Here is a 26,426-nt window from a genome sequence, read left to right as displayed (position 1 = left end):
TTGCATGGGGAAAAAGAGAATTTATGAACTAGCGAAAGAAATCAATCAATCGAGTAAAGATGTCGTGGAAAAAGCACATGCATTAGGTATGGATGTGAAAAATCACATGGGCGCAATTTCTTCAGATGATGAATCAAAACTTCGTCAAGCTTTTGGAGGAAAGAAACCTGCACAACCACAACAAAAACCAGCAGCAAAACCGCAACCAACACAAAGCGGTCAAACAAAACCAGCAAATCCGAAACCAGCTAACCAAAATAGCAATAAACCAACACAAAATCACAATAAAGGGCAACAACAAAATCGTAATAACCAAAATCGAAATACGCAAGGAAGCAGCCAAAATATGACACAAAATCGTCCAAACCAAGGACAGCAACAACGTCCGCAACAAAACAATAACCAAAATCGTCCTGCACAATCAGGACAACAAAACAATAATCAAAATCGTCCTGCACAGTCTGGGCAACAAAATAATCAAAACCGTAACAATACACAACAACGTAATACACAAAATACAAACCAAAATCGTCCAAACCAAGGACAAAGTAACAACCAAGGCAATCAAAATCGCAACAATAATCAAAACCGCAACAACAGCTTTGGCGGCGGTGGCCAAAACCGCAATCGTAACGGCGGTTACAACAATCAAAACCGCAATCGTTTCAACAAAAAAGGCAAAAAAGGGAAATACCAAGAATCAACAAAACCTGCAGTGCCAGCACGTAAATTCCGTGAATTACCTGATGTTTTAGAATACACAGAAGGAATGAACGTAGCAGATATCGCGAAGAAAATTCACCGCGAACCAGCAGAAATCATCAAAAAGCTCTTTATGATGGGGGTTATGGTCAATCAAAACCAATCATTGGATAAAGAAACAATTGAACTTTTAGCGGTCGATTATGGAATGGAACCGCAAGAAAAAGTCCAAGTTGATGTGGCTGATATCGATAAATTCTTTGAACCAGAAGCTTTAGTGGAAGAAAATCTTGTGACTCGTCCGCCAGTTGTGACGATCATGGGACACGTTGACCACGGGAAAACAACATTGCTTGATACATTACGTAACTCACGTGTGACTTCAGGGGAAGCAGGCGGGATCACTCAGCATATCGGAGCGTACCAGATCGATATCGACGGTAAACCGATCACATTCTTGGATACACCAGGACATGCGGCCTTCACTAGCATGCGTGCACGTGGTGCTGGTATCACAGATATCACGATTTTAGTTGTCGCAGCAGATGACGGTGTGATGCCGCAAACGATCGAAGCGATCAACCATGCAAAAGCCGCAGAAGTACCGATCATCGTAGCAGTCAATAAGGTAGATAAACCAGGAGCTAATCCTGATCATGTAAAACAAGAACTAAGTGAACATGGCTTGATTCCGGAAGAATGGGGCGGAGATACGATTTTCGTCAACATTTCTGCGAAATTCAATCAAAATATCGATGAATTATTAGAAAATATTCTGTTGATCGCAGAAGTCGAAGACCTTAAAGCAGATCCAACACAGCGTGCGATCGGTACAGTCATCGAAGCTCGTTTAGACAAAGGAAAAGGACCGGTTTCAACATTGCTTGTTCAACAAGGAACGTTGAAAGTCGGAGATCCGATCGTTGTTGGTAATACCTTTGGACGTGTCCGTGTCATGACCAATGATATTGGCCGTCGTGATAAAGCTGTAGGTCCTGCGACACCAGTTGAAATCACAGGATTAAATGATGTACCGCAAGCTGGCGACCGTTTTGTCGTCTTCGAAGATGAAAAAACAGCCCGTCAAGCAGGTGAAGAACGTGGTAAACGTGCGGTTCTTGAACAACGTTCAGCTAATAACCGTGTTACTCTAGACAACTTATTCGAAAGCCTGAAAGAAGGCGAATTGAAAGATGTTAATGTGATCATCAAAGCGGACGTACAAGGAACTGCTGAAGCCTTGGCTGCAAGCTTACAAAAAATCGATGTTGAAGGTGTTCGAGTGAAAATCGTTCACTCAGCAGTAGGTGCGATCAATGAAAGTGACGTCACACTTGCCGCAGCAAGTAATGCGATCATCATAGGATTTAATGTACGACCTACACCGCAAGCGAAACAACAAGCTGAACAAGAAGAAGTGGATATTCGTTTACACCGCATCATCTACAAAGCGATCGAAGAAATCGAAACAGCGATGAAAGGGATGCTCGATCCAGAGTTTGAAGAAAAAATCACTGGTCAAATGGCTGTCCGTGAGCTGTATAAAGTATCTAAAGTTGGAACGATCGCCGGCTGTTATGTTACAGAAGGATTTATCCGCCGCGACAGTGGTGTTCGTGTGATTCGTGACGGCATCGTGATCTTTGAAGGCAAATTAGCCAGCTTGAAACGCTTTAAAGACGATGCAAAAGAAGTGAAACTTGGCTTTGAATGTGGAGCGATGATCGAAAACTTTAACGACCTTAAAGTTGATGATGTGATCGAAGGCTTTATCATGGAAGAAGTAAAAAAATAAAAAGTTCTCATTAGTAAGAAAGAAGGAGAAACAGTATGGCAAATTATCGTGACCGCCGAGTGGGTCAAGAAATCATGCGGGAAGTCAATGACATCTTGAGAAAACGCGTAAGAGACCCTCGTGTGCAGGATATTACGATCACCGATGTTCGTGTAACAGGTGATTTGCAGCAAGCAACGATCTATTATAGCTTGTTATCTGATCTAGCTTCTGACCAACAAAAAGCTCAGCAAGGATTAGATAAGGCAAAAGGTTTGATTCGTAAAGAACTAGGTCAAGCTTTAACATTATACAAGACGCCTGAGCTGATTTTTGAAAGAGATGAATCTGTACAATATGGCAATCATATTGACGATTTGATCCGCAAATTGAATCAAGGGGATTAATAGAAAAGATCTGGAAGATATTTCTTCCGGATCTTTTTTTATTATCTATGTAAAAGTACGGTTCTTGTTTTTCCTTTGTAACAAAATTATTTCATTGTAACTAGATTGAAAGCAACTGTAATCTTTTTATCGATTATAAATAGAAGAAATATGGTACTATTTTATAGCATAAGATTTATTTGAGAAATCGGAGGGGTATTAGTGAAGAAAAAAAGCTTGACCTTATTGATCGTTGGATTAATGGCAGCGGGCGGAGCGTTGGCACCAATCAGTGCAATGGCCGAAACAGCTGATAAAAAAATAGAGCAGCAAGATAAAGAAATCTCTGCATTAAAAGAAAAACAAAAAAGTGTAACCACTCAAATCGCTAGCTTGGAAGAGGAAATTTCTTCTATTTATGATAAAGGGATAGAATTGAACAGACAAAAAACGAGTCTGACACAAGAATCAGAACAGCTGAAAAAAGATATTGCAGCACTAGATGTTCGGATCGATAAACGAACAGAAGCGATCCAAAATCAAGGACGAAATGTTCAAGTAAATGGGCAGGGAGCTCAAATCTTGGATATGATCTTAAATGCAGAATCAATTTCTGATGCTGTTGGGCGAGTGCAGGCAATTTCTTCGATTTTGACAGCAAATAATGATCTAGTTAAGCAACAAAAAGAAGATAAAAAACTAGTGGAAACTAAAAAGGCGGATATTCAAAAGAATCTAGTTGCTGTGGAAGATGCAACAAAACAACTTGAGCAAGAAAAAGAGTCTCTTGTAAGTAAACAAGCAGATTTGAATGTATTGAAAGCTGAAGTCGATTCAGAAACTGCTGGGGCTGAAAATTCTAAAAATGAATTAGTGAAGAAACAGCAAGAAACACTAAAAGCTCAGCTCGCAGCTGAAGCAAAACAAGCAGAAAATAAAAAAGCTGCAGCAGCCAAAGAGCAAAAGACGACTCAAACAACGACGAGCGAAACACCAACAGCACCTTCTGCATCAGAAGAAGTAGAAGTACCAGAATCAAACAGCACCGAACAAACTAATACGACTCCTAGTGAAAACGATTCAACTGATCAAGGAAATACAACACCATCTGAAGGGCCGAAAGATCCTACACCAACACCGCCAGTGACATCTGCGGATGCAACATTCCAAGCATTAAATGCTTTGCGGACTGCAAATGGATTGAATCCAGTGAGCTGGGATGCAGGTTTAGCTGCTTCTGCTGGAGCTAGAGCATCAATGATGCAGGACTATCAAATTCCATCGGATCATTGGAACAGAGGCGATGAAGTAATAGCCTTTATGTTTGCACCTGGAAACTCTGTGATCATGGCTTGGTATAATGAAACGAACATGGTTTCACCATCTGGAACAGGACACCGTGATTGGGAAATGAATCCGAGCATGACACGTGTCGGCTTTGGGTATGCGGGTGATGTGATCGTTGGTCACTCTGCCTAATAATAAATAATAACGAAACAGTGTGGTTCAAAATCATTTTTGGATCGCACTGTTTTTTTACCATAAAATAATCGGTACAAACTTTAGCTTACTTGACCTTGAAAGAATGAATTTTCATGTGCTTCTATGTTATAATAAGCAAGTTAGTAATCTTCGTATTAGGAGGCTAAATCGATGGATGGTATTTTACCTTTATGGAAAGAACGTGGAATGACGAGTCATGACTGCGTATTCAAATTAAGGAAAATTTTACATACAAAAAAAATTGGTCACGGCGGTACCTTAGATCCTGATGTTTCGGGTGTCTTGCCGATTTGTATCGGAAAAGGAACCAAAGTGATCGAATATATGGTTGATTCAGGGAAAACCTACGAAGGGGAAATCACCTTAGGTTTTTCTACAACAACTGAAGATAGTAGTGGAGAAATAGTTGAAAAACATAAATTAGCAGCGCCTTTTACAACAACAGAAATCGATGTCGCAATGCAGCAAATGACAGGTACTATCACGCAAATTCCACCCATGTTTTCAGCGGTCAAAGTAAATGGTAAGCGTCTTTATGAGTATGCAAGAAATGGTGAAGAAGTAGAGCGTCCAAAACGAACTGCACAGATTCATTCGTTTGAACGAACTTCTGAGCCGGTGTTTGATTCAATAAACGGCACACAGAGCTGGCGCTTTAAAGTAGTTTGCGGCAAAGGGACTTATGTTCGAACGCTATCTGTCGATACAGGGGCACTTTTAGAAGTGCCGGCCCATATGTCTGACTTAACAAGAACAGCAAGCGGCGGGCTGACTGCTAGCCAATGTTTAACATTAGAACAAGTCGCAGAAAAAATGGCGCAAGAAGCTATAGATCAAGTATTATTACCGATCGAGACAGCAGTTACTGATTTTCAGCGGATCGATTTGTCAGATGAGCTTTATCAAAAGGTCAAAAATGGTGTTCGATTGACTAAAAATGAATTAGGACTAAATGAAATGCCAGATGAGCTAGTTGCTTTATTTTATCATGATCAGGTTGTTAGTCTTTATATGGCTCATCCAACGAAAGCAAATGTTTTAAAACCAAGCAAAGTCTTACGAAATAATTAATAGAAAGAAGTTTTAATATGCAAGTGATTTCAATTCGACATCCTTATCAACCAGAACAAATTCCGTCAGATGAAGTAGTAATGGTATTAGGTTTTTTCGATGGTGTTCATCGTGGACATCAAAAGGTGATTGAAACGGGTAAAAAATATGCTGAAGAACACAACTTAAAATTAGCCGTTATGACGTTTAATCAGCATCCTTCGATTGTTTTTCAAAAGGTATTGCCCGAAAATATGAAATATTTGAGCAGCTTAGAGCAAAAAGAACGTTTGATGGAACGCTTAGGAGTTGATATTTTATACGTGATCGAGTTTACTTCTGCGTTTGCTCATTTAGCACCGCAGGATTTTATTGATCAATATATTGTAGGCTTACATGGAAAAGCAGCTGTTTCAGGGTTCGATTATACCTATGGTCCTAAAGACATTGCGGATGTGGCTCATCTACCTGGCTATGCAAAAGACCGCTTTAAAGTGATCACTGTCAGTAAAGAAGAGTTAGCCGGTGAAAAAATAAGTTCCACTCGAATTCGTTCCTTGATGGAACAAGGTCGGATGGAAGAAGCTTCTGAATTATTAGGGTATGTTTATGAGACAGATGGGACGGTTGTTCATGGAGATGCTAGAGGTCGTTTACTGGGCTTTCCAACAGCGAATATCAAAGTAAAAAGTACGGTTCGTTTGCCAAGGATCGGTGTTTATGCTGTCAAAATCAAGATCGGTGAACGATGGTATGTTGGAATGGGGTCGATCGGTCATAATGATACATTTGGTGATGGTCGGGAATTGACTGTAGAAGTGTATATTTTAGATTTTCATCAGGATATTTATGGTGAACAAGTGACTGTAAGCTGGAATCATTATTTAAGAGACCAAGTGAAATTCGATGGTGCTGATAGTTTGATCGTGCAATTAAAACAAGATGAGCAGGATACAACTGATTACTTTTCACAAGAGAATTGAGTCAACGACCAAATTAAAAACGGTTTGGGCAAATGTGGTGAACGTTCAGTTTTTTGCTTGAGAAAATTAGATAGTATAAAGTTTTTATAAACTATCCTAAATTTGTGCTCGAGTGGATAGGTACGCGTTATACTGTGTAGAAAATGGATAAAAAATAGTCAAGGAGAGGTTTATGGCAGAAAAAAAAGATAAGAAGAAGCCATCAAAGAAAAAACAAAAGAAAAAAGAGCAGGCAGCTAAAAGAAAAAAGAAGCGTTTAACTCTTTCGATTTTGTTGATCGTCATTATTCTGAGCGGTGTTTCTTTTTTGATTTGGTTTTATATAAATTTAGATTATCAAGATCATTCGAATCCATCATATGAAGGATACCGATTTTCTCCATCGCCTTTAGCCATTACTCTTGCCGATAAGCAGAAAGAAGATGTGATCCTAGAAGATGGGAGCCGTTTAAATCCTGATTTTGCAGAATCGTCGATCGAGAGGTTAGCGAAAAATAAGTCTGTCTACTATCCGCCTGAACGTCCGTCTTTTCGTTTGTTGAATCAGGATAACAAACAAACGACTTATAGGCTTAGTGCAGATTTAGAAAGTGTAAATCATCTTAAAACAGTTGAATTTAGTGTTTTTGGTGAAACAGATGGAACGAACGATCTAAAAACCTATCAAGCCGTTTATCATTCTGAAACGAATACGTGGGATACAGATGTTTTGATCAAGAATCATCAAGAAGCTGGCGATTATCAAGTAACTCTAAAAATCACTAGAGAAAATGGTGAGATAGAAACGGTTCCATTTGGAAACTTTACTGTAGATCAGCCGACTCTTCAATCTGAAATTGACGGTACAGAGGTTTCAAAAGGCCAATTTGAAATCAATCTTTCAGTATCAAGTAAATCAGATACGGAAAAATTAACGGCAACTGTCTGGTCAAAAGAAGATCAGAGTGATAAAAAAGTATATGATGCTAAACGTCAAGAAGGCAATTCCTATAAGGTTCATGTGGATTATGAGGATTTTGATTTTATCAATGGCATTTATCATGCAAATACTGAGTTCATTGGTAAGAATGGATTAAAAGCTGAGAGCGATGCTGGTGCGGTAGAAATCAATTTACGCCGTCCTGTTCGTATCCGATTGATGCAGGAGACGGCTCTTTACCAAAACCGCCAGTTGTCAAAAGCTGTTCGGCAACTCTCTGCTCATAGTATGGCCTATGTTAGAGGTATCGTTTTTAATAATGATAAGAAAATATACAGAACGACAGAGGGCTATATTCCGGCAGACAATGTTGAAGTGAGCGAAATGATGGATGATATTCGGTATGTTGCTCATCGAGGAAATCATAAAGCTGCACCAGAAAATTCCCTTCCAGCGTTTCAACAGTCAAATAGCTGGGGCATTGAGACCGATATCCGCTTGACTAAGGATAAAAAATGGGTGATCATGCATGATCAGTCCGTTGATCGAATGACGAATGGTAAAGGGAAGGTTAGCGATTTGACACTTGCTCAAATCAACGCTTTGCGAATCGACCAAGGATCGAATAAAGAAAATTATTCCGAAGAACAATTAGTTGTTCCAACATTGGAAGACTTTTTAACTGTTATGAATACAAAACAAAGTATTCCGTTTATAGAAATTAAAGCAAACAAAGTAGACGCTGCTGATTATGATAGTTTAGTCAATTCGATCAATTATTATGGATTGGCGAATACAGCAGTTGTTATTTCTTTCGATTATAAGCATTTGGTTGAAGTTAAAAGAAGACTTCCAGATGTTCAGGTTCAACTGTTGGCAAATAGGCTGGATGAGCAGATGATCGAACAAGTCAGCCAGCTTGGAGGGAATTCTGGTTTGGATATCAAGTATGAAAGTGTGGCAGATCGTGCTGATTTGATCGCGCTAGCTCAGAACAAAGGACTGTCCGTCAATCTGTGGGGAGTTCCTCAGAGTGAATTTAAGAAGATGGAAGCGTTGGGAATCAATAATCTGACAACAGACTATGACTAGCCAACAGAATAAACGAAATTAAATCTACAGATATTGATTTTAAAGGAATGGATTGCAATGATCGAAACAAATAAAGGAAATAATAAAATTTCAGCATATATCCACATTCCATTTTGTGAACATATCTGCTACTACTGTGATTTCAATAAAGTATTTCTTGAAGGGCAGCCGGTAGATGAATATATTCAGGCGCTATTAAAAGAAATTCACTTGACGAAAAGTCGATTTCCTAGCCAAGAAATGGAAACAATCTATATTGGCGGAGGTACGCCGACTTCCTTATCTGCTAAGCAGCTTGCTGTTTTACTGGAGGGAGTTCGTACATTATTACCATTCAACGCTAAAAATGAGTTTACTGTAGAGGCCAATCCTGGCGATTTAACGCAGGAAAAGCTCCATGTGATGAAAGAATATGGAGTCAATCGTTTATCGATGGGGGTTCAAACCTTTGATAACCAATTGCTGAAAAAAATTGGTCGCAAGCATACAGCGGAGGATGTTTATGACACAATGAAGTTCCTTGAAAAGGAAAATTTCTCCAATGTAAGTATCGATTTGATCTATGCGCTGCCGGGGCAAACGTTAGATGGCTTTAGAGATACATTAAAACGTGCGATCGAGCTTGATTTACCGCATTATTCTTTGTATTCATTGATACTGGAAAACAAAACAATGTTCATGAACTGGGTGAGACAAGGCCGTCTTCAATTGCCGGATCAAGAAGTTGAGGCGCAAATGTTTGAAGAAACAATCATCGCGATGGAAAAAGGCGGACGGCGGCAATATGAAGTGAGCAATTTTGCTTTGGCTGGGAAAGAAAGTCAGCATAATCTAGTCTACTGGGATAATGAACATTATTATGGTTTTGGTGCGGGAGCAAGCGGCTATTTAGGTCATACTCGTTACCGTAATCACGGACCGATTCAGCATTACCTGACTCCTTTACGCAATGGGCAATTACCAGTTGTAGAATCGGAAAAATTGACGCTCCATAATCAAATGGAAGAACAGCTTTTCTTAGGTTTACGTAAGAAAAAAGGCGTATCTAAGCAGCAGTTTGAAGATAAATTTGGTATTCCTATCGAGCAAGTATACGGTGAAGTGATTTTAACCTTAGTCAAGCGTGGTTTACTTACGGATCGAGCTGGTTATCTTCAGCTAACAGAACAAGGGTTGTTCGTTGGAAATGATGTATTTGAAGAATTTTTGATTGATAAATAACAGGAAAAAGAAAAGAGGCACAAGAACTTTTGATATATAAAAGCTCTTGTGCTTTTTCTAGCGTTTCAGAATTAGCACTCTTTGATATAGAGTGCTAAAAAAGTATGTTTTTCTCTTGACAATTCAGAAAGAACTTGCTATATTAATACTTGTATTAGCACTTGAATAACATGAGTGCTAATGAAGGGTGGTAACTATGATAACAGACAGACAAAAGAATATTTTGCGACTTATCATCCAGGAATACACAAACACAGGAATGCCCGTTGGATCAAAGAAGTTGATGGAAGAAGGGATCCAGTCCAGTTCAGCAACTATTCGTAACGATATGAAAGCTTTAGAAGAGCTTGGGTTGCTGCTAAAGACGCATTCTTCTTCTGGTCGAATTCCTTCAATGGATGGTTATCGCTATTACGTTGATCATTTATTGCGTCCAACAGAAATTGAACATGAAGAATTACAGACGATTCGTCATTCCTTTGGCAAAGAGTTTCACGAAATCAATGATATTATTGAGCAATCGGCTGAGATTCTTTCTGAATTGACTAGCTACACAGCGTTTTCTTTAGGACCTGAAATGAAAGAGCGGCGCTTGACTGGTTTTCGAATCGTTCCTTTGAATGAACGGCAGATCATCGCGATCATCGTGACGGACAAAGGCAATGTCGAAAGTCAGGTCTTTGCGGTACCAGCTTCAGTTTCCAGTCAGGATCTAGAAAAGATGACACAAATCATCAACGATAAATTAGTTGGACAGCCGCTTTTGACCGTGTACCATCGTTTGCGGACTGAGATACCGATGATTTTACATCGTTATTTCCAAACACCAGATGGGATGATGAATTTATTTGATGCTATGTTAGGACATGCATTTGAAGAAAAAGTATTTGTCAGCGGTCGAATGAATTTATTTAACTTTGGTGTGCAAAATGATTTGGATCAATTGAAATCTGTGTACTCATTTATGCAAAACACAGATGCGATCACACATTTATTGACGACAGATGAACAAAATGACGCGAAGATCGCCATTCGAATCGGTTCAGAGATTGGGAATGATCTATTGGATAATATGAGTATGATCACTGCATCGTATGAAGTAGCAGGCCATGGGAAAGGGACGATCGCATTATTAGGACCGACAAGCATGCCGTATTCAAAAATGTTTGGCTTAGTCGATGTGTTTCGTCATGAATTAGCGTCAAAACTTGGAGCTTATTATCGTTTTCTTGATGAATAAGTAAAAAGTAAAAATATAGAATTTTGATTCTACGGAAATGAGAAGGGAAGTTGCCAGAGTGAGTAAAGAAGAGACTAATGAAGAATTACAAGAAGAACAGACGAATTCAGTCGATGAATCAGTCGTCTCTGAAACAACTGAAACAGAAGTTGAAAAATCAGAACTTGAAACAGCTCAAGATGAATTATCTGAAATGGAAGATAAATTTTTAAGAGCTCGTGCAGAGATTGCTAATATGAGCAATCGCTTTAAGAACGAACGTGAATTGCTTGTTCGGTATCGTTCGCAGGATCTAGGCAAAAAGTTATTGCCTTCGATCGATAATCTAGAACGTGCAATGGCTATCGAAGTCGATGATGAACAAGGTGCAAGCTTGAAAAAAGGAATCGCAATGGTTCTGGAGAGTGTTCAAGCAGCCTTGAAAGAAGAAGGAATTGAAGAAATCCCAGCAATGGGCGAACCTTTTGATCCTAATTTACATCAGGCAGTCCAAACGATTCCTGCAACCGATGATACACCAGCAGATACAATCGTGGAAGTGCTGCAAAAAGGCTATAAGCTACATGATCGTGTTTTACGAGCGAGTATGGTTGTTGTTGCACAATAGTGACAAAACGAAAACTTGCATGATATAAATTGAATACAACAAAAATCAAAACAGAGATAGGAGATCATTAATTATGAGTAAAATTATTGGTATTGACTTAGGAACAACAAACTCAGCAGTTGCAGTATTAGAAGGCGGAGAAGCAAAAATCATTGCTAATCCAGAAGGAAATCGTACAACACCTTCTGTTGTATCGTTCAAAAACGGTGAAATCCAAGTTGGTGAAGTAGCAAAACGTCAAGCTGTTACAAACCCGCATACAATTTCATCAATCAAACGTCACATGGGTGAAGCAGGATTCAAAGTAGAAGCAGATGGCAAATCTTATACACCGCAAGAAATTTCTGCGATGATTTTACAATATCTAAAAGGGTTTGCAGAAGAATACCTTGGCGAAAAAGTAGATAAAGCGGTTATCACTGTGCCAGCTTACTTTAACGATGCACAACGTCAAGCAACAAAAGATGCTGGTAAAATCGCTGGTTTAGAAGTTGAACGTATCGTTAACGAACCAACAGCTGCAGCTTTAGCTTATGGTTTAGACAAAACAGATAAAGACGAAAAAGTTTTAGTATTTGACCTTGGTGGTGGTACTTTTGACGTATCGATCCTTGAATTAGGTGACGGAGTCTTTGATGTACTATCTACAGCGGGAGATAACGAATTAGGTGGAGATGACTTTGATAATAAAATCATCGATCACATGGTAGCTGAATTCAAAAAAGAAAACGGCATTGACTTATCACAAGATAAAATGGCCGTTCAACGTTTGAAAGATGCTGCTGAAAAAGCGAAAAAAGATTTATCAGGTGTGACATCAACTCAAATCAGCTTACCGTTTATCACAGCAGGAGACGCTGGTCCATTACACTTAGAAATGAACTTGACTCGTGCAAAATTTGATGAATTGACAAGCGATTTAGTAGAGCGTACAAAAACACCTGTACGTCAAGCGTTGAAAGATGCTGGTTTGAATCCATCTGAAATCGATGAAGTTATTTTAGTCGGTGGTTCAACTCGTATTCCAGCAGTTGTAGAAGCTGTACGTAAAGAAACAAACAAAGAACCAAACAAATCAGTAAACCCAGATGAAGTAGTTGCGATGGGTGCAGCTATTCAAGGTGGCGTTATCACTGGTGATGTGAAAGACGTTGTTTTACTAGACGTTACGCCATTATCATTAGGTATCGAAACAATGGGTGGTGTGTTTACTAAATTGATCGATCGTAATACAACGATCCCAACAAGTAAATCACAAGTTTTCTCTACAGCAGCAGACAACCAACCAGCCGTAGATATCCATGTATTGCAAGGTGAACGTCCAATGTCAGCAGACAACAAAACGTTAGGTCGTTTCCAATTGACTGATATTCCAGCTGCTCCTCGTGGTGTGCCTCAAATCGAAGTAAGCTTCGATATCGATAAAAACGGTATCGTAAACGTACGTGCCAAAGATTTAGGAACACAAAAAGAGCAAACGATCACGATCAAATCATCTTCTGGTTTATCAGATGAAGAAATCGAACGTATGGTGAAAGACGCTGAATCTAATGCAGAAGCAGATAAAGCGCGTAAAGAAGAGGTTGATCTACGTAACGATGTGGATGCTTTACTATTCACTGTTGATAAAACATTGAAAGAATTAGAAGGCAAAGTCGATGCAGATGAAGTGAAGAAAGCAGAAGACGCTCGTGATGAATTGAAAGCTGCTGTTGAAGCCAACGATATCGAACAAATGAAAGCAAAACGTGATTCATTAAACGAAATCGTACAAAACTTAACGGTTAAACTTTATGAACAAGCAGCACAACAACAAGCACAAGAAAATCCTGAAGCTGCCCAAGGTGGAGCAGACGATGTTGTAGATGCTGACTTTGAAGAAGTAGAAGGCGACGATAAATAATCATTGTTCGTAACAAGCTGGCAAGTAGGCCGAGACAAAAGTGTTTAGCTCCGAGAAATAAGGGGGAATTCATGAAAATTGCTCTTCAAATTTTTGTGAATTTCAACTTATTTCCGAAGGAGCTGCTTTTTTCTTGCCGTTTATTCGGGTTTAGAGTGCGAAGCAAAACTGATTTTTAGTTTTGTCACGCACTCTTTGCCTATCTTTATTTATAAGGGAAAAGGCGTACAAATTTAGGGAAGCTATTTTGCTTTTACCTAATTTGTGGTATGATTACAACGATGTTTTTATCGAAATAAACAGATGTCGGTTCTTTTATAGATGGAATAATAGTTGGAGGGGAACTAATGGCTAAAAGAGATTATTATGAAGTACTGGGTCTGTCTAAAGGTGCTTCAGATGATGAAATAAAAAAAGCATATCGTAAGCTTTCAAAACAATATCACCCAGATATCAACAAAGAAGCAGATGCTGAAGAAAAGTTCAAGGAAGTTTCTGAGGCTTATGAAATCTTAAGTGATCCACAGAAAAAAGCAGCCTATGATCAATATGGTCATGCGGGAACAGATCCTAATTACGGCGGTGGCGGTGGTTTCGGCGGCTTTGGTGGCGGCGGATTCAGCAGCAGCGGTTTCGGTGGGTTCGAGGATATTTTTGATTCCTTCTTTGGCGGCGGCTCACGAACTGTGGACCCAACTGCGCCAAGACAAGGTGCTGATCTTCAATACACTGTCACACTTAAATTTGAAGAAGCGATTTTTGGTGTCGAAAAAGAAATCAAATACAATCGTGAAGATAACTGTAGTACCTGCGGCGGTAATGGTGCCAAACCGGGGACACATCCAGAAACGTGTCACAAATGTCATGGTTCAGGTTCAATCAATGTTGAACGTCAAACACCACTTGGCCGCGTGATGAGTCGTCAAACCTGTGATGTCTGCCGTGGTACAGGAAAAGAAATCAAAGATCCATGCCCAACTTGTCATGGTACAGGGCATGAGAAAAAAGCGCATAAAGTCAAAGTCAATGTACCAGCAGGTGTAGAAGACGGACAACAAATGCGATTAGCTAATCAAGGGGAAGCTGGCATGAACGGTGGACCATACGGTGATCTATATGTGGTCTTCAGTGTGGAAGATAGCAATATCTTCGATCGTGAAGGGTCTGAGATCTATTATGACTTGCCGTTAAGCTTTGTACAGGCAGCGCTTGGGGACGAAGTCAAAGTACCAACAGTTCATGGCGATGTTAAATTAAAAATCCCAGCAGGTACACAAACTGAGACCAACTTCCGTTTAAGAGGAAAAGGTGCGCCACGTTTACGTGGTGGTGCCAATGGTGATCAACATGTCAAAGTGAAGATCATCACGCCGAAAAACTTGAACGAAGAACAAAAAGAAGCATTGCGGACGTTTGCAAAAGCAGGCGGTCAAACAGTAGAAGAACAACAAGACGAAGGTTTCTTTGATAAGATGAAAGATGCTTTTGGCGGCAAAAAGAAAAAATAAAAGAATCTCAGCTCATACGGTAATCATATGAGCTGAGATTTTTTTAATTCTGATAAATATGAAGTAGTTCTTCAAACCGGCGCTTTAGTTCATCGCGAACATGATCAGGGCCCAGACATTCACATTGATTGCCAAAACCCATCAATAAATGATAACCAAAGTCATCTTCCATAAAGGGAAATTCGACAATTATTTTATCAACTTCTGGTGTTTCAATGAAATCTAGCTGACCGAATTTATCTACTAGTTGCTCCATTACTTTATAAGTCACTTTCAAAGTAATGGTCGTCCATTTTTTACCATAAAACGGTTCTTTTCCTAAAGGTTTAGGCTGGAATTCCCGTGGAGTGAACGCCTTTTCTAGTAAATCTAGATGGCTGATTCGAGAGAGCTTAAAGGTTCTAAAATCGTTTCTTTCCAAGCAAAAAGCTTGTAGGTACCAGCTGATCTCTTTTAAGACGAGACGATAAGGTTCGACTGTCCTTGTGGTTTTCATTCCTTGATTATCTGAATAGTCAAAACGCAATAATTGATGCCGTTCCATCCCTGATTTAATGGTCTCTAAAAAAGGCTGTAGTGGTTGATTGCTTGTCCAAGGTGTTAAGTCGATAGAGATTTGATGGGACTTTAACTTGATTTCTTCTGAAAGATGGTCAGGTACAAGGGTTTTGATTTTTTCAGCCGTTTGATTTGCTTGAACCGCTGAAACATTACTGGACAAACTTTCTAAAGCGATCAATAAAGAGGTAATATCAGTTGAAGTAAAAAAATGCTTATCGATCTTGTAGTTGTCCATGATCTGAATGCCGCCATTTACACCCGGTAAAGCAGTAACAGGGACACCAGCTTCGCTTAGAGAGTTGATATCGCGGTAAATAGTCCGGACAGAGACTTCGAATAGTTCAGCCAGCTTTGTTGCGCTGATTTGTTTTCTATCTAAAAGAATCATGATGATTCCGAGTAAACGTTCTGTTTTCACTAACTTCACTGCTTTCTAGTTGAGATATCTCCATTATAACGAAAAAGCTATCCTTTTAGAAAAAAAATTACTAGAAAAAAACTTGTTTCTTTTTTTTGAGTGTGCTATCATACAAGTGTAGAAATTGAATATGTATTGATTTAGATGGAAGTTTGGTTAGATTCCAATACGGTCCCGCCACTGTAATGAGCAGCTATGCTATAAGTCAGGTCTTTCTGTTTCAATACCCCGTACTATTGTTTCGAGGCAAGACAATAGGGCACATGGAGCGTTCTTTTTTAGCATACAGCTACGAAAGAACACACAAAAATGTGAGAGATGTACGACGAAGTACACCGCAACGGTTGAAGCCTATTTTTTGTGTTCAAAAAACTAAATTGAATAAAAAACACGAAGTAGTGTTTTTAACGAGCAATGAAGCCGTGAAAAAGATGTCCTTGTCTTTTTTGCGGCTTTTTTTGAAGAAATGAAAGGAGCAGACCATTGGAAACTATTACTTTTCCCACTACGCTACATATTGGAGCCGATGTTTTAAAGGGACTAAGCACTTATGAAAATCAACGAATTTTCATTGTTACAGATCCTTTTATGGTTCAATCAAATAAGATCGAACAGATCACAAAGTATTTTCAGCCGAGTAATCAGCTAAAAATTTTCAGTAACGTGATCCCTGATCCGCCGATCGAAAATGTTATTTTGGGGATCGACTCTTTAACAGAATTTGCCCCAACACTTTTGATCGCAGTAGGCGGCGGCTCGCCGATCGACGCAGCCAAAGCAATGAAATTTTTTAGTCAGAAGCTTGAGAAAGCCTCTGAGCTACCATTTATCGTGATCCCGACTACAAGCGGGACTGGTTCGGAAGTGACTAATTTTTCAGTCATTACGAATCAGGAAAATGGAACGAAGTATCCCCTAGTAACAGCTGAAATCCAACCAAACGAAGCTTATCTAGCTTCTGAGCTAGTCATTAGCGCACCTAGAAATATTACTGCTGATACTGGGATGGATGTTTTGACGCATGCACTTGAAGCATATGTATCCACAAAAGCAACTGTATTTTCAGATGCCTTATGTGAGAAAGTTGTCGTTTTAGTCTTCGAGAATTTAGTACAATGTTATCAAAATGGAGACGATATCTATGCACGTGAGCAAATGCATTATGCTTCTTGTATGGCTGGAATGGCATTCAATCTGACTTCACTTGGGATCAATCATGGTATTGCCCATGCTGCAGGAGCAAAACTGCATGTCGCTCATGGTCGTTTGAATTCCTTACTGTTAGAAGAAGTTATTCAGTTTAATGCTGGCTGTGGTACGGTTTCTAAAGACTATGATCAACGAACAGCAGAAAGATATGCATATCTGGCAACTCTTTTAGGTCATGAAAAATCGACTGGCAGAGCGGGTGTCAAACAATTGGTACGAGCGATCAAGCGTTTGAAACAGCAACTAGCAATGCCAAATACGCTAAAAGAAGCTGGTGTTTCTGATCAACATTTCGAACAGTTTAAAGAAGAAATTGCTAAGAGTGCTTTAAAAGATGGCTGTACAGCAACGAATCCAAAGGTTCCAACGAAAGCCGATATTTTGCAGATTTTGGAAAAGATCAAATAAGCAGCTTATTTATAAAATGGGGTTGTCCAAAAAAAAGAACCATGATAGTGTTAATGAGCTGAGAAAAAGAGGGAAAGATCATGGCTGAAAAACAACGTATGATTCAAGAGTATGTACCAGGCAAACAAATCACACTGGCTCATATTATCGCTAATCCAAATCCGGAGATCTATGAAAAATTAGGACTGGTGGATGTTGAAACAAATGCGATCGGTATTTTAACGATCACGCCAAGTGAAGCTGCGATCATTGCAGTGGATATTGCAACAAAAGCAGGAGCTATCAAAATTGGTTTTATCGACCGTTTCAGTGGTTCAGTTGTGATCACCGGAGACATCGCCTCAGTAGAATCCGCCTTAGCAGAAGTCTTAGCGGGATTAGGGAATATTTTAGGGTTTAATGAAACACATATAACAAAAACATAAGAGAAAAGGATGAACCATTATGAACGGAAGAATTGTCATTGTCGACGATGAACCTATTACAAGAATGGATATCCGGGGAATGTTGGAAGCGGAAAACTACACTGTCGTAGGAGAAGCAGCAGATGGGATCGAAGCGATCGAAATGTGTAAACAACAACACCCCGACTTAGTGATCATGGATATCAGTATGCCGCTTTTAGACGGTTTGAAGGCAAGCAAGAAAATATTAGCTGAGAGGTATGCCAAAGCAGTGATTCTTTTGACCGCATACAGTGATAAAGAAAACATTGAAAAAGCCAAAAAATATGGTGTCAGCGGGTATCTTGTGAAACCGATCATGGAAAAATCATTGACGCCGATGGTTGAAGTGGCCATCGCCAATGGGACGAAAACGAGAGAATATGAAGTGTCACTTGAAAAGTTGACTAAAAAATTGTCCGAACGAAAATTGATTGAAAAAGCCAAAGGAATCATCATGGAAGAACAAAATCTTTCAGAGGATTCAGCGTATCAGCTGTTAAGAGATCTTAGTATGAACAAACGCTGCCCGATCGCAGAAATTGCCGAAATGTTTGTGGTCGCTGATGAATGATGAAATGAAAAGACTTCGCTCATTGTGTGAGGAGTATACGGTGCTTTCGCACGAAGATATCGATGAGCTGATCAGTCAGGCAGAACAAATTTTAGCAAGAAAATTATATCCGGATAATGATGTGTTTATTGATGTGATGAATGGATTGACTGGAGATGCTATTGTTGTTTTCCAACGTCCGCCGCTTGCGAAAAAGTCACTGTATTCAAAAGACATCGTCGGACAAAAAGCAAAGCGTAAAAATGAAGCGGCTGTTTATCGTACCTTTGAAACTTCGTTGAATACAGTCGGACTTTTAGCCCGTTCGCAAGAAGATGTCATGGTTCGTCAGCGGGTGTATCCGATTCGCAATCAGAAAAAAAATATTGGCGTTGTGATCGTAGAAGATTCAGTCGATGAAAAAATGAAACATTTTCTTGTTGCTCAAAATGGTATCGAACAAAATCGTAGTCATCCAATTTCGATCACCTCAAAAGAATTTGTCACTGACAATATCGATGAAGGTATTTTGATCTTTAACGCGACTGGCTATCTGGTACAAATGAATCGCGCGGCGGAGTCCTATTATCATGGTTTTGGCTATCTTGATGATATTTTAGGAATGCATTATGATAATTTATCCTTGGACATGTCGACCTTTGAACAGCTGAACTATCTGCGCTCTCGCAATGGCGGTGCTGGCTCGATGGAAAAAGAAATCAAATTTGGTAACTTGTATTTTGAAATGAAATACATTTTTGATGAGGTCGAAGGTACAGTGATCGTGATCATTCATGAGGTGACAGAGGTCAGAAAAAAAGAAGCAGAGATCAGTGATAAAGCTGTCGTGATCAAAGAAATCCATCATCGCGTCAAAAACAATCTGCAAAGTGTGGTATCGATCTTAAGTATCCAAGCGAGACGCTGTTCTACTGATGAAGCAAAAAAAGTACTCACAGAAAGTGTTTACCGGATCATGGCCATTGCCCGCACGCATGAACTACTATCAAAACAACTAGAAGATGATATTTCATTAAAAGCGGTCCTTGATTCTGTGATCGAAAACATGCATCGCTGTTATGAAGACTTGTATCACATTACGATCGAAGCAACTATCGATGAAGAACTGATTTTGAGCAGTGATGTGGTTGTCACGATTGCTCTTGTTGTCAATGAACTCATCCAAAATTGTTATGATCATGCCTTCAATGGTCGCAAACAAGGACAGATCAACGTTGACGTGTCACAAAAAGAAGGCTATGTTTACATTTCGATCGAAGATAATGGTGTCGGCTATCCAAAAGATGATATCAAACAAAATAATCTCGGATTGCAAATCGTCACTAGTTATGTCAGAGAAAAACTAAGAGGCAAATTAGACGTTCAATCCGATTCAAAGGGAACAAAAACCGCTTTTTATTTCAAAAAATAATCACACAGACGAACAATGCTGTTCGTCTAAATCGAGCAAGGGCGCTCAAAAAAACTTTCAAAGTTTTTTTGAGCGCTTTTTTTCTTAGAAAGGAGGAAGAAAAACGAATGGCAGAATCGATGTTGAGTGTAGGGATCGATCTAGGAACATCCACCACACAAATGGTCATCTCAAAATTGACGATGAATAATATGGCTTCGGCGTTTACGATTCCTAGAGTTGAAATAACAAAAAAAGAAGTCATCTTTCGCAGCGAAATCATTTTTACGCCGCTAAAGGAGCAACGGATAATCGATGTTGAGAGAATCAAGCAGTTTTTAGATACACAGTACAAACGATCAGAGATAAAAAAAAGTGAGATTCAAATCGGTGCAGTGATCATTACAGGGGAGACTGCCCGCAAGGAGAATGCTAATTCTGTATTGCAGGCGATGAGCGGATATGCTGGTGACTTTGTGGTCGCGACAGCAGGTCCTGACCTTGAAAGTATTATCGCAGGCAAAGGTGCGGGTGCCCAAAGCTATTCCAAAGAATATCATACAAGTGTAGTAAATCTCGATATCGGCGGCGGTACAACGAATCTGGTTCTTTTTAATGATGACGAACTATTGGATACAGCCTGTTTTGATATTGGCGGACGGCTGATTCGGATATCACCGCAGACCAAACAAATTGAGTATATTGCGCCAAAACTGAAGGAGATCATTCAAAAAGAGCAATGGACGATCGAAGAAGGCATGACTGCATCAGCAGAGCTGTTAGATCCGATCATCCAAATATTGGTTTCCGTTTTGGAAAATAGTGTAGGAATTGGCGATCAAAATCCGTACTACCAGTTATTGATCACAAATAAAGGCTTGAAGCTAAATCAACCGATTCGCTGTGTATCATTTTCAGGCGGTGTCGCCGATTGTCTTGATTCAAAAGACAAAAATTTGTTTGAATATGGGGATATTGGCGTGTTGTTAGGAAAAGCACTAGCGAATTCTCGCCTTTTCAAAGAAAAACAAGTGATCGCTTCGGTTGAAACTATTCGAGCAACAGTTGTGGGAGCAGGATCACATACAACCAAAGTCAGTGGCAGTACGATCACTTATGATGTCAAGGTATTGCCGATCAAAAATTTACCCGTCTTAAAACTGTCTCAAAGCGATGAACAATTAAATGAAGAAGCACTTGCTTCGATTATTCAAGAAAAGCTGGACTGGTTTGCTGTCAATAATGAGCAGCAGGCAGTTGCCTTAGGTTTATTGGGGAAAAAAAATCCAACCTTTGCACAAATCACGACGACTGCAAAGACGATTGTGGAAGGATTTAAAAATCAGCTGACGCAGGGTTTTCCACTGATCGTGATCGTAGAAGAGGATAACGCAAAATCGTTGGGACAAGCATTATACAATTATTTGCCAAAAGAGTATCCGTTTGTTTGTCTTGACGGCATTCAAGTGGAAAATGGCGACTACATCGATATTGGGATGCCGGTCATTCAGGGAAGTATTTTACCTGTGGTAGTGAAAACATTGGTGTTTGAGTAAGGCATAAGTTTTCTAATTATAAATGTGATAAAGGAGGCAATATTTTTATGATCTTAAAAACAAAATTATTTGGCAAAGTCTATCAGTTTAATTCTGTGATGGACGTGATGGCCAAAGCAAATGAAGAAAAATCAGGGGATCGCCTGGCAGGAGTTGCAGCGGAGTCTTCAGAACAGCGGGTGGCAGCTAAGGTGGTTTTAGCTCAGCTGACGATGGAGGATCTATTCAATCATCCTGCGGTGCCTTATGAAGAAGATGAAGTGACACGAATCATCATCGATGACGTCAATCAAAGAGCATATGACCGCATCAAGCATTGGACAGTAGAAGAATTGCGTGAGTGGCTTTTAGACTTTAAAACAACTGATTATGACATTAAACAAGTCGCTAGAGGTTTGACCTCTGAGATGGTTGCGGCAGTTGCTAAATTGATGTCTAACTTAGATTTGATTTATGCTGCACAGAAGATCAATATCATCAAAACAGCGAATACAACGATCGGTGAAGCTGGACGTTTCTCTGTTCGTCTGCAGCCAAATCATCCGACAGATGATGTGGACGGTATCATGGCGAGTGTGATGGAGGGCTTATCTTATGGAATCGGAGATGCTGTGATCGGTCTTAATCCGGTAGATGATTCGACTGAAAGTGTGAAGCGGATTTTACACAAATTTGAAGAATTTAGAAGCGAGTGGGAAATCCCAACGCAGACCTGTGTCTTGGCACATGTCAAAACACAAATGGAAGCGATGCGTCAAGGAGCACCAACTGGTTTGGTTTTTCAATCGATTGCTGGTTCTGAAAAAGGAAACACAGCGTTTGGTTTCAATGCAGGCGATATCGCTGAAGCAAAACATTTGGCCTTACAGCAAGGACAAGTGGCGGGACCTAACGTGATGTACTTTGAAACGGGGCAAGGTTCCGAACTTTCATCAGATGCGCATTACGGTGTCGATCAAGTAACGATGGAAGCGCGCTGCTATGGATTTGCTAAACGATTTGACCCGTTTATGGTCAATACGGTAGTTGGCTTTATTGGGCCGGAGTATTTATACGATTCAAAACAGGTCATCAGAGCAGGATTAGAAGATCACTTTATGGGGAAACTTTCCGGCATTTCAATGGGCTGTGATGTTTGTTATACCAATCATATGAAAGCGGACCAAAATGATGCGGAGAATTTATTGACGTTATTAGGCACAGCCGGCGTGAACTTTGTGATGGGGATTCCTCATGGAGACGACGTGATGCTGAACTATCAAACTACTGGGTTTCATGAAACAGCAACGATTCGTTCAATGCTGAATAAACGTCCGATCAAAGAGTTTGAACAATGGATGGAAAAAATGGGCTTCATGGCGAATGGTCAATTAACCGATCTAGCTGGCGATGCTTCTGTATTCTTAAAAAAATAAAGGGAGTGAACAGAATAAATGGTGGATAACAATGAAATCAAATCGCTGATCGTATCTATTTTGGAAGAAATGACGGAAACAAATACGATCGCAGAACCAAAAGAACGTGTAGCAGAACCGATTCACTCAAAAGCTGAATCTCAAATCGAAGAAGGAGTCATCGATGATATTACCGAAGTCGATATTCGCAAACAATTCTTGATTCCGAATCCGGTCGATCGAGACGGTTATTTAAAAATGAAAGCAAAAACACCTGCCCGTTTAGGTTTATGGTGCAGTGGTCCACGTTATAAAACACAATCGATGCTGCGCTTTCGCGCCGATCATGCCGCTGCACAAGATGCCGTATTTTCTTATGTGTCGGATGATTTGATCAAAGAAATGAATTTTATCGAAGCAGCGACAAAATGTCAGGATAAAGACGAATATGTTACACGTCCAGACTTAGGTCGTCAATTTGATGAAGAGAACACGAAGAAAATCAAAGAAAATGTCAAACCAAATCAAAAAGTACAAGTCATCGTTGGTGATGGTCTGAGCTCTGCTGCGATCGAAGCAAATATCAAAGAAATTTTACCTTCGATCAAACAGGGGTTGAAAATGTTCAACTTGGATTTTGATAGCGATTCGGTCGTCTTTATCAAACATGCTAGAGTACCGGCGATGGACCAAATTGCTGAATTGACAGGAGCAGAGGTCGTTTGTTATTTGATCGGTGAACGTCCTGGCCTAGTCACAGCTGAATCAATGAGTGCCTATATCGCATACAAACCAACGGTGGGAATGCCGGAAGCCCGCAGAACCGTCATTTCAAATATTCATAAAGGCGGTACACCGGCAGTCGAAGCAGGTGCCTATATTGCAGAGCTGATCCATAAAATGCTGGAACATAAAAAATCAGGGATCGACCTGAAAGAAGTGGAATAAGGAGAGGATTAACGTATGAAAAATGAACGTTTAGGTGCAAGTGTACTGAGTGTCAAAGTGATTTCAAATGTCGCTCCTTCAATGGCTGAAGCTCTTGGTCTAGGGCCAGATCATCGTAGTCTAGGGCTGATCACATCAACTTGTGACGATGTAACCTATGTTGCTTTAGATGAAGCAACTAAAGCTGCAGCAGTAGATGTGGTCTATGCGAAGAGTTTTTATGGCGGCGCCGACAATGCGACGACGAAATTAGCTGGTGAGGTGATCGGGATTTTAGCGGGGCCAAGTCCAGCAGAAGTAAAAAGCGGTTTAGCCGTAGCGGTTCAGGAAATTGAAACAGGGGCAAGCTTTTACAGTGCAAATAAAGATGATTCCATTCCGTATTTTGCCCACTGTGTATCGAGAACAGGAACACATCTTTCTAAAGAAGCAGGTATCTCAGAAGGTTCAGCGTTGGCCTACTTGATTGCACCGCCGTTAGAAGCAATGTATGGATTAGATGCAGCTTTAAAAGCAGCAGATGTTGAAGTTGCTGCATTTTACGGTCCGCCATCTGAAACCAATTTCGGCGGAGGATTATTAAGCGGTAGTCAGTCAGCGTGTAAAGCAGCATGTGATGCTTTTGCAGAAGCGGTAGCAATGGTTGCTGAAAATCCGACGACGTATTAAAGGAAGTGAAAATCAATGAAGTTAGAAGCTTTAGGTATGATCGAAGTAACTGGCTATTTAGGTGCTGTCAGTGCAGCAGATGCTGCGTTGAAGGCCGCCAACGTTCATTTATTAAAGTCTGAGAAAATCAAAGGCGGAATCACGACCGTGGAGTTGATCGGAGATGTTGCGGCAATCACAGCTGCTGTAGATGCTGGGAAAATCGTTGCCGAAAAACTGGGTTGCCTACGCGCGAGTCATGTGATTCCAAGAATGGACATTGCAGTACAAGAACTTTTAATGGACAAACCAACGGTGACAGAAGAATCAGCAACTGTAACTGAAACAGAGGAAATTAAAGCAGAGTCAGCTGAACTTCGGCAAGATGAAATACTTGAAAAGGAAAAAACAGCACCGAAAAAGAAAAATCCAAAAAAAGATAGAAAATAAGGAGCCTAAAAAATGATAACACTTGATAAAGACTTGGCTTCTATCCAGGAAGTCAGAAATCTGCTGACAGAGGCAAAAGCAGCGCAAGAAAGCTTAGCCAAAATGAGTCAAGAACAAATCGATCGAATTTGTGAAGCGATTGCAGTATCAGCATACGAAGCCAGAGAAAAACTGGCTAAAATGGCGCATCAGGAAACGGGCTTTGGCATTTGGCAGGACAAAGTTGTAAAAAATAGCTTCGCATCAAAATTTGTCTGGGATTCGATCAAAGAAATGAAAACAGTAGGCATTTTAAATGAAGATAAAGAACAAAAAGTCATTGATGTCGCTGTTCCAGTTGGAGTTGTTGCCGGCTTGATCCCTTCAACAAATCCAACTTCAACAGTCATTTATAAAGCCTTGATCGCTATCAAAGCGGGAAATGCGATCGTCTTTTCTCCTCATCCGAATGCGCTTCAAGCTATTTTAGCAACTGTTGAAGTCATCTCTAAAGCAGCAGAAAAGGCAGGTTGTCCAAAAGGAGCGATCGGCTGTATGGTCAAACCTACGATGCAAGGAACAGCGGAATTGATGAAGCACCAATATACATCATTGATTCTTGCGACTGGTGGTTCAGCAATGGTCAAAGCAGCTTATTCTTCAGGCACTCCTGCAATTGGCGTTGGTCCAGGCAATGGTCCTGCGTATATCGAAAAAAGTGCAGATATTCCATTAGCGGTCAAACGAATCATGGACTCAAAAACCTTCGATAATGGAACGATCTGTGCGTCAGAGCAGTCGATCATTGCTGAAACAAGCAACAAAACAGCAGTTATCGCTGAGTTGAAAAAACAAGGAGCCTACTTCTTATCACCAGAAGAGTCCGCACAATTAGAACGATACATCATGCGCTCTAACGGCAGTATGAATCCGCAAATCGTCGGAAAATCAGTTCAGGCAATCGCAGAATTGACGCATCTATCTGTACCAAAAGAGGCACGTGTCCTGATTGCTGAGGAAACCCAAGTTGGACATAAGGTTCCTTATTCCAGAGAAAAATTAGCACCGATCCTGGCTTTTTATACAGTTGGAAATTGGGAAGAAGCCTGCGAATTGGCGATGGATATTTTGTACCATGAAGGCGCCGGGCATACGATGATGATCCATTCTCAAAATGATGAAGTGATCCGTCAATTTGGGTTGAAGAAGCCCGTTTCCCGAGTGCTGGTCAATACACCAGGTGCTCTAGGCGGGATTGGAGCGACAACTAATTTAGCTCCAGCATTGACCTTAGGTTGCGGGGCTGTTGGTGGAAGTTCGACTTCAGACAATATCAGTCCAGCGAATTTATTCAATGTTCGTAGAATTGCTTATGGTGTCCGTGAGCTTGAGGATTTAAGAGAACAGCCGGTATCGTCATCAGGATTTAATGAAGAACAGCTAGTGGATACATTAGTAGAGCGGATTTTAGCCAAGTTACAATAATATTTTTTAATATTATGTATATAGATTTATCAGGAATACCTATCAAAAAAAATAATTAAAACATTTTAGGAGGAA

22 protein-coding genes and 1 riboswitch are annotated in these 26,426 nt (G+C 40.1%); of the genes, 21 read left to right on the top strand and 1 reads right to left on the bottom strand.

Annotated features, from left to right (window positions below):
• Positions 1-4: 4 nt before the first annotated feature.
• The 11 genes from infB (at position 5) to dnaJ (ending at position 14,888) form a co-directional block, all read left to right on the top strand.
• Complete coding sequence (gene infB, locus IGI58_RS01125) at positions 5-2,497, top strand: translation initiation factor IF-2 (protein WP_429954960.1); 2,493 nt, start codon at positions 5-7, stop codon at positions 2,495-2,497.
• Between the two features lie 35 nt (positions 2,498-2,532).
• Positions 2,533-2,883 carry a 30S ribosome-binding factor RbfA gene (gene rbfA / locus IGI58_RS01120; RefSeq protein ID WP_087641453.1) on the top strand — a complete coding sequence of 117 codons (351 nt, stop codon included), beginning with the start codon at positions 2,533-2,535 and terminating at the stop codon, positions 2,881-2,883.
• Positions 2,884-3,084: 201 nt separating this feature from the next.
• Complete coding sequence (locus IGI58_RS01115; RefSeq protein WP_429954962.1) at positions 3,085-4,341, top strand: coiled-coil domain-containing protein; 1,257 nt, start codon at positions 3,085-3,087, stop codon at positions 4,339-4,341.
• Between the two features lie 174 nt (positions 4,342-4,515).
• On the top strand, positions 4,516-5,436 hold the full coding sequence (truB, locus tag IGI58_RS01110; RefSeq protein ID WP_429954964.1) for a tRNA pseudouridine(55) synthase TruB: 921 nt from the start codon (positions 4,516-4,518) through the stop codon (positions 5,434-5,436).
• Positions 5,437-5,453: 17 nt separating this feature from the next.
• Entirely contained in the window at positions 5,454-6,398 is a 945-nt protein-coding gene (gene ribF, locus IGI58_RS01105) for a riboflavin biosynthesis protein RibF (RefSeq protein ID WP_087641456.1), read from the top strand.
• A 172-nt stretch (positions 6,399-6,570) separates the two neighbouring features.
• Positions 6,571-8,409 carry a glycerophosphodiester phosphodiesterase family protein gene (locus tag IGI58_RS01100; RefSeq protein ID WP_429954966.1) on the top strand — a complete coding sequence of 613 codons (1,839 nt, stop codon included), beginning with the start codon at positions 6,571-6,573 and terminating at the stop codon, positions 8,407-8,409.
• Between the two features lie 57 nt (positions 8,410-8,466).
• Positions 8,467-9,630 carry a radical SAM family heme chaperone HemW gene (hemW, locus tag IGI58_RS01095; RefSeq protein WP_429954968.1) on the top strand — a complete coding sequence of 388 codons (1,164 nt, stop codon included), beginning with the start codon at positions 8,467-8,469 and terminating at the stop codon, positions 9,628-9,630.
• Positions 9,631-9,826: 196 nt separating this feature from the next.
• Positions 9,827-10,870 carry a heat-inducible transcriptional repressor HrcA gene (gene hrcA / locus IGI58_RS01090; protein WP_429954970.1) on the top strand — a complete coding sequence of 348 codons (1,044 nt, stop codon included), beginning with the start codon at positions 9,827-9,829 and terminating at the stop codon, positions 10,868-10,870.
• A gap of 37 nt (positions 10,871-10,907) precedes the next feature.
• Positions 10,908-11,477, top strand: coding sequence for a nucleotide exchange factor GrpE (gene grpE, locus IGI58_RS01085; RefSeq protein ID WP_087641460.1), 570 nt, complete (start codon positions 10,908-10,910; stop codon positions 11,475-11,477).
• A gap of 73 nt (positions 11,478-11,550) precedes the next feature.
• Positions 11,551-13,380, top strand: coding sequence for a molecular chaperone DnaK (dnaK, locus tag IGI58_RS01080; protein WP_087641461.1), 1,830 nt, complete (start codon positions 11,551-11,553; stop codon positions 13,378-13,380).
• Between the two features lie 347 nt (positions 13,381-13,727).
• Positions 13,728-14,888 carry a molecular chaperone DnaJ gene (gene dnaJ, locus IGI58_RS01075; RefSeq protein ID WP_087641462.1) on the top strand — a complete coding sequence of 387 codons (1,161 nt, stop codon included), beginning with the start codon at positions 13,728-13,730 and terminating at the stop codon, positions 14,886-14,888.
• 43 nt (positions 14,889-14,931) lie between these two features.
• On the opposite strand, the gene IGI58_RS01070 is transcribed toward dnaJ, so the two are convergent.
• Entirely contained in the window at positions 14,932-15,867 is a 936-nt protein-coding gene (locus tag IGI58_RS01070) for a helix-turn-helix transcriptional regulator (RefSeq protein WP_429954973.1), read from the bottom strand.
• Positions 15,868-15,989: 122 nt separating this feature from the next.
• A riboswitch (adenosylcobalamin (AdoCbl) riboswitch) is annotated at positions 15,990-16,132 on the top strand.
• A 218-nt stretch (positions 16,133-16,350) separates the two neighbouring features.
• On the opposite strand from IGI58_RS01070, the gene IGI58_RS01065 reads away from it, so the two are divergent.
• From IGI58_RS01065 to IGI58_RS01020, 10 genes are all read left to right on the top strand, one after another.
• Positions 16,351-17,484 (top strand): 1-propanol dehydrogenase PduQ, encoded by a 1,134-nt coding sequence (locus IGI58_RS01065; protein WP_429954975.1) that lies wholly within the window; start codon positions 16,351-16,353, stop codon positions 17,482-17,484.
• Between the two features lie 80 nt (positions 17,485-17,564).
• Positions 17,565-17,909 carry a BMC domain-containing protein gene (locus IGI58_RS01060; RefSeq protein ID WP_087641465.1) on the top strand — a complete coding sequence of 115 codons (345 nt, stop codon included), beginning with the start codon at positions 17,565-17,567 and terminating at the stop codon, positions 17,907-17,909.
• 19 nt (positions 17,910-17,928) lie between these two features.
• Complete coding sequence (locus tag IGI58_RS01055; RefSeq protein ID WP_087641466.1) at positions 17,929-18,501, top strand: ANTAR domain-containing response regulator; 573 nt, start codon at positions 17,929-17,931, stop codon at positions 18,499-18,501.
• A complete protein-coding gene (locus IGI58_RS01050) occupies positions 18,494-19,912 on the top strand; it encodes a sensor histidine kinase (protein ID WP_429956306.1) in 1,419 nt (472 codons plus the stop codon). The genes IGI58_RS01055 and IGI58_RS01050 overlap by 8 nt, the downstream gene beginning before the upstream one ends.
• Positions 19,913-20,019: 107 nt before the next feature.
• The gene (eutA, locus tag IGI58_RS01045) at positions 20,020-21,447 is read left to right on the top strand and encodes an ethanolamine ammonia-lyase reactivating factor EutA (RefSeq protein ID WP_429954978.1); all 1,428 of its coding nucleotides are present in this window, start codon (positions 20,020-20,022) and stop codon (positions 21,445-21,447) included.
• Positions 21,448-21,494: 47 nt separating this feature from the next.
• On the top strand, positions 21,495-22,862 hold the full coding sequence (locus tag IGI58_RS01040; protein WP_087641469.1) for an ethanolamine ammonia-lyase subunit EutB: 1,368 nt from the start codon (positions 21,495-21,497) through the stop codon (positions 22,860-22,862).
• Between the two features lie 21 nt (positions 22,863-22,883).
• Positions 22,884-23,789, top strand: a complete 906-nt coding sequence (eutC, locus tag IGI58_RS01035) for an ethanolamine ammonia-lyase subunit EutC (protein ID WP_429955405.1) — start codon at positions 22,884-22,886, stop codon at positions 23,787-23,789.
• Between the two features lie 15 nt (positions 23,790-23,804).
• The gene (eutL, locus tag IGI58_RS01030; RefSeq protein ID WP_429954980.1) at positions 23,805-24,458 is read left to right on the top strand and encodes an ethanolamine utilization microcompartment protein EutL; all 654 of its coding nucleotides are present in this window, start codon (positions 23,805-23,807) and stop codon (positions 24,456-24,458) included.
• A 15-nt stretch (positions 24,459-24,473) separates the two neighbouring features.
• Positions 24,474-24,887 (top strand): BMC domain-containing protein, encoded by a 414-nt coding sequence (locus IGI58_RS01025; protein ID WP_429954982.1) that lies wholly within the window; start codon positions 24,474-24,476, stop codon positions 24,885-24,887.
• Between the two features lie 12 nt (positions 24,888-24,899).
• The gene (locus IGI58_RS01020; protein ID WP_429954984.1) at positions 24,900-26,351 is read left to right on the top strand and encodes an acetaldehyde dehydrogenase (acetylating); all 1,452 of its coding nucleotides are present in this window, start codon (positions 24,900-24,902) and stop codon (positions 26,349-26,351) included.
• The last annotated feature ends 75 nt before the right edge of the window (positions 26,352-26,426 follow it).

The sequence above is a fragment of the Enterococcus sp. AZ020 genome, assembly GCF_050499205.1.
Classification (GTDB): domain Bacteria; phylum Bacillota; class Bacilli; order Lactobacillales; family Enterococcaceae; genus Enterococcus_L; species Enterococcus_L dunnyi.
This window is presented reverse-complemented; position numbering and strand designations above follow the sequence as displayed.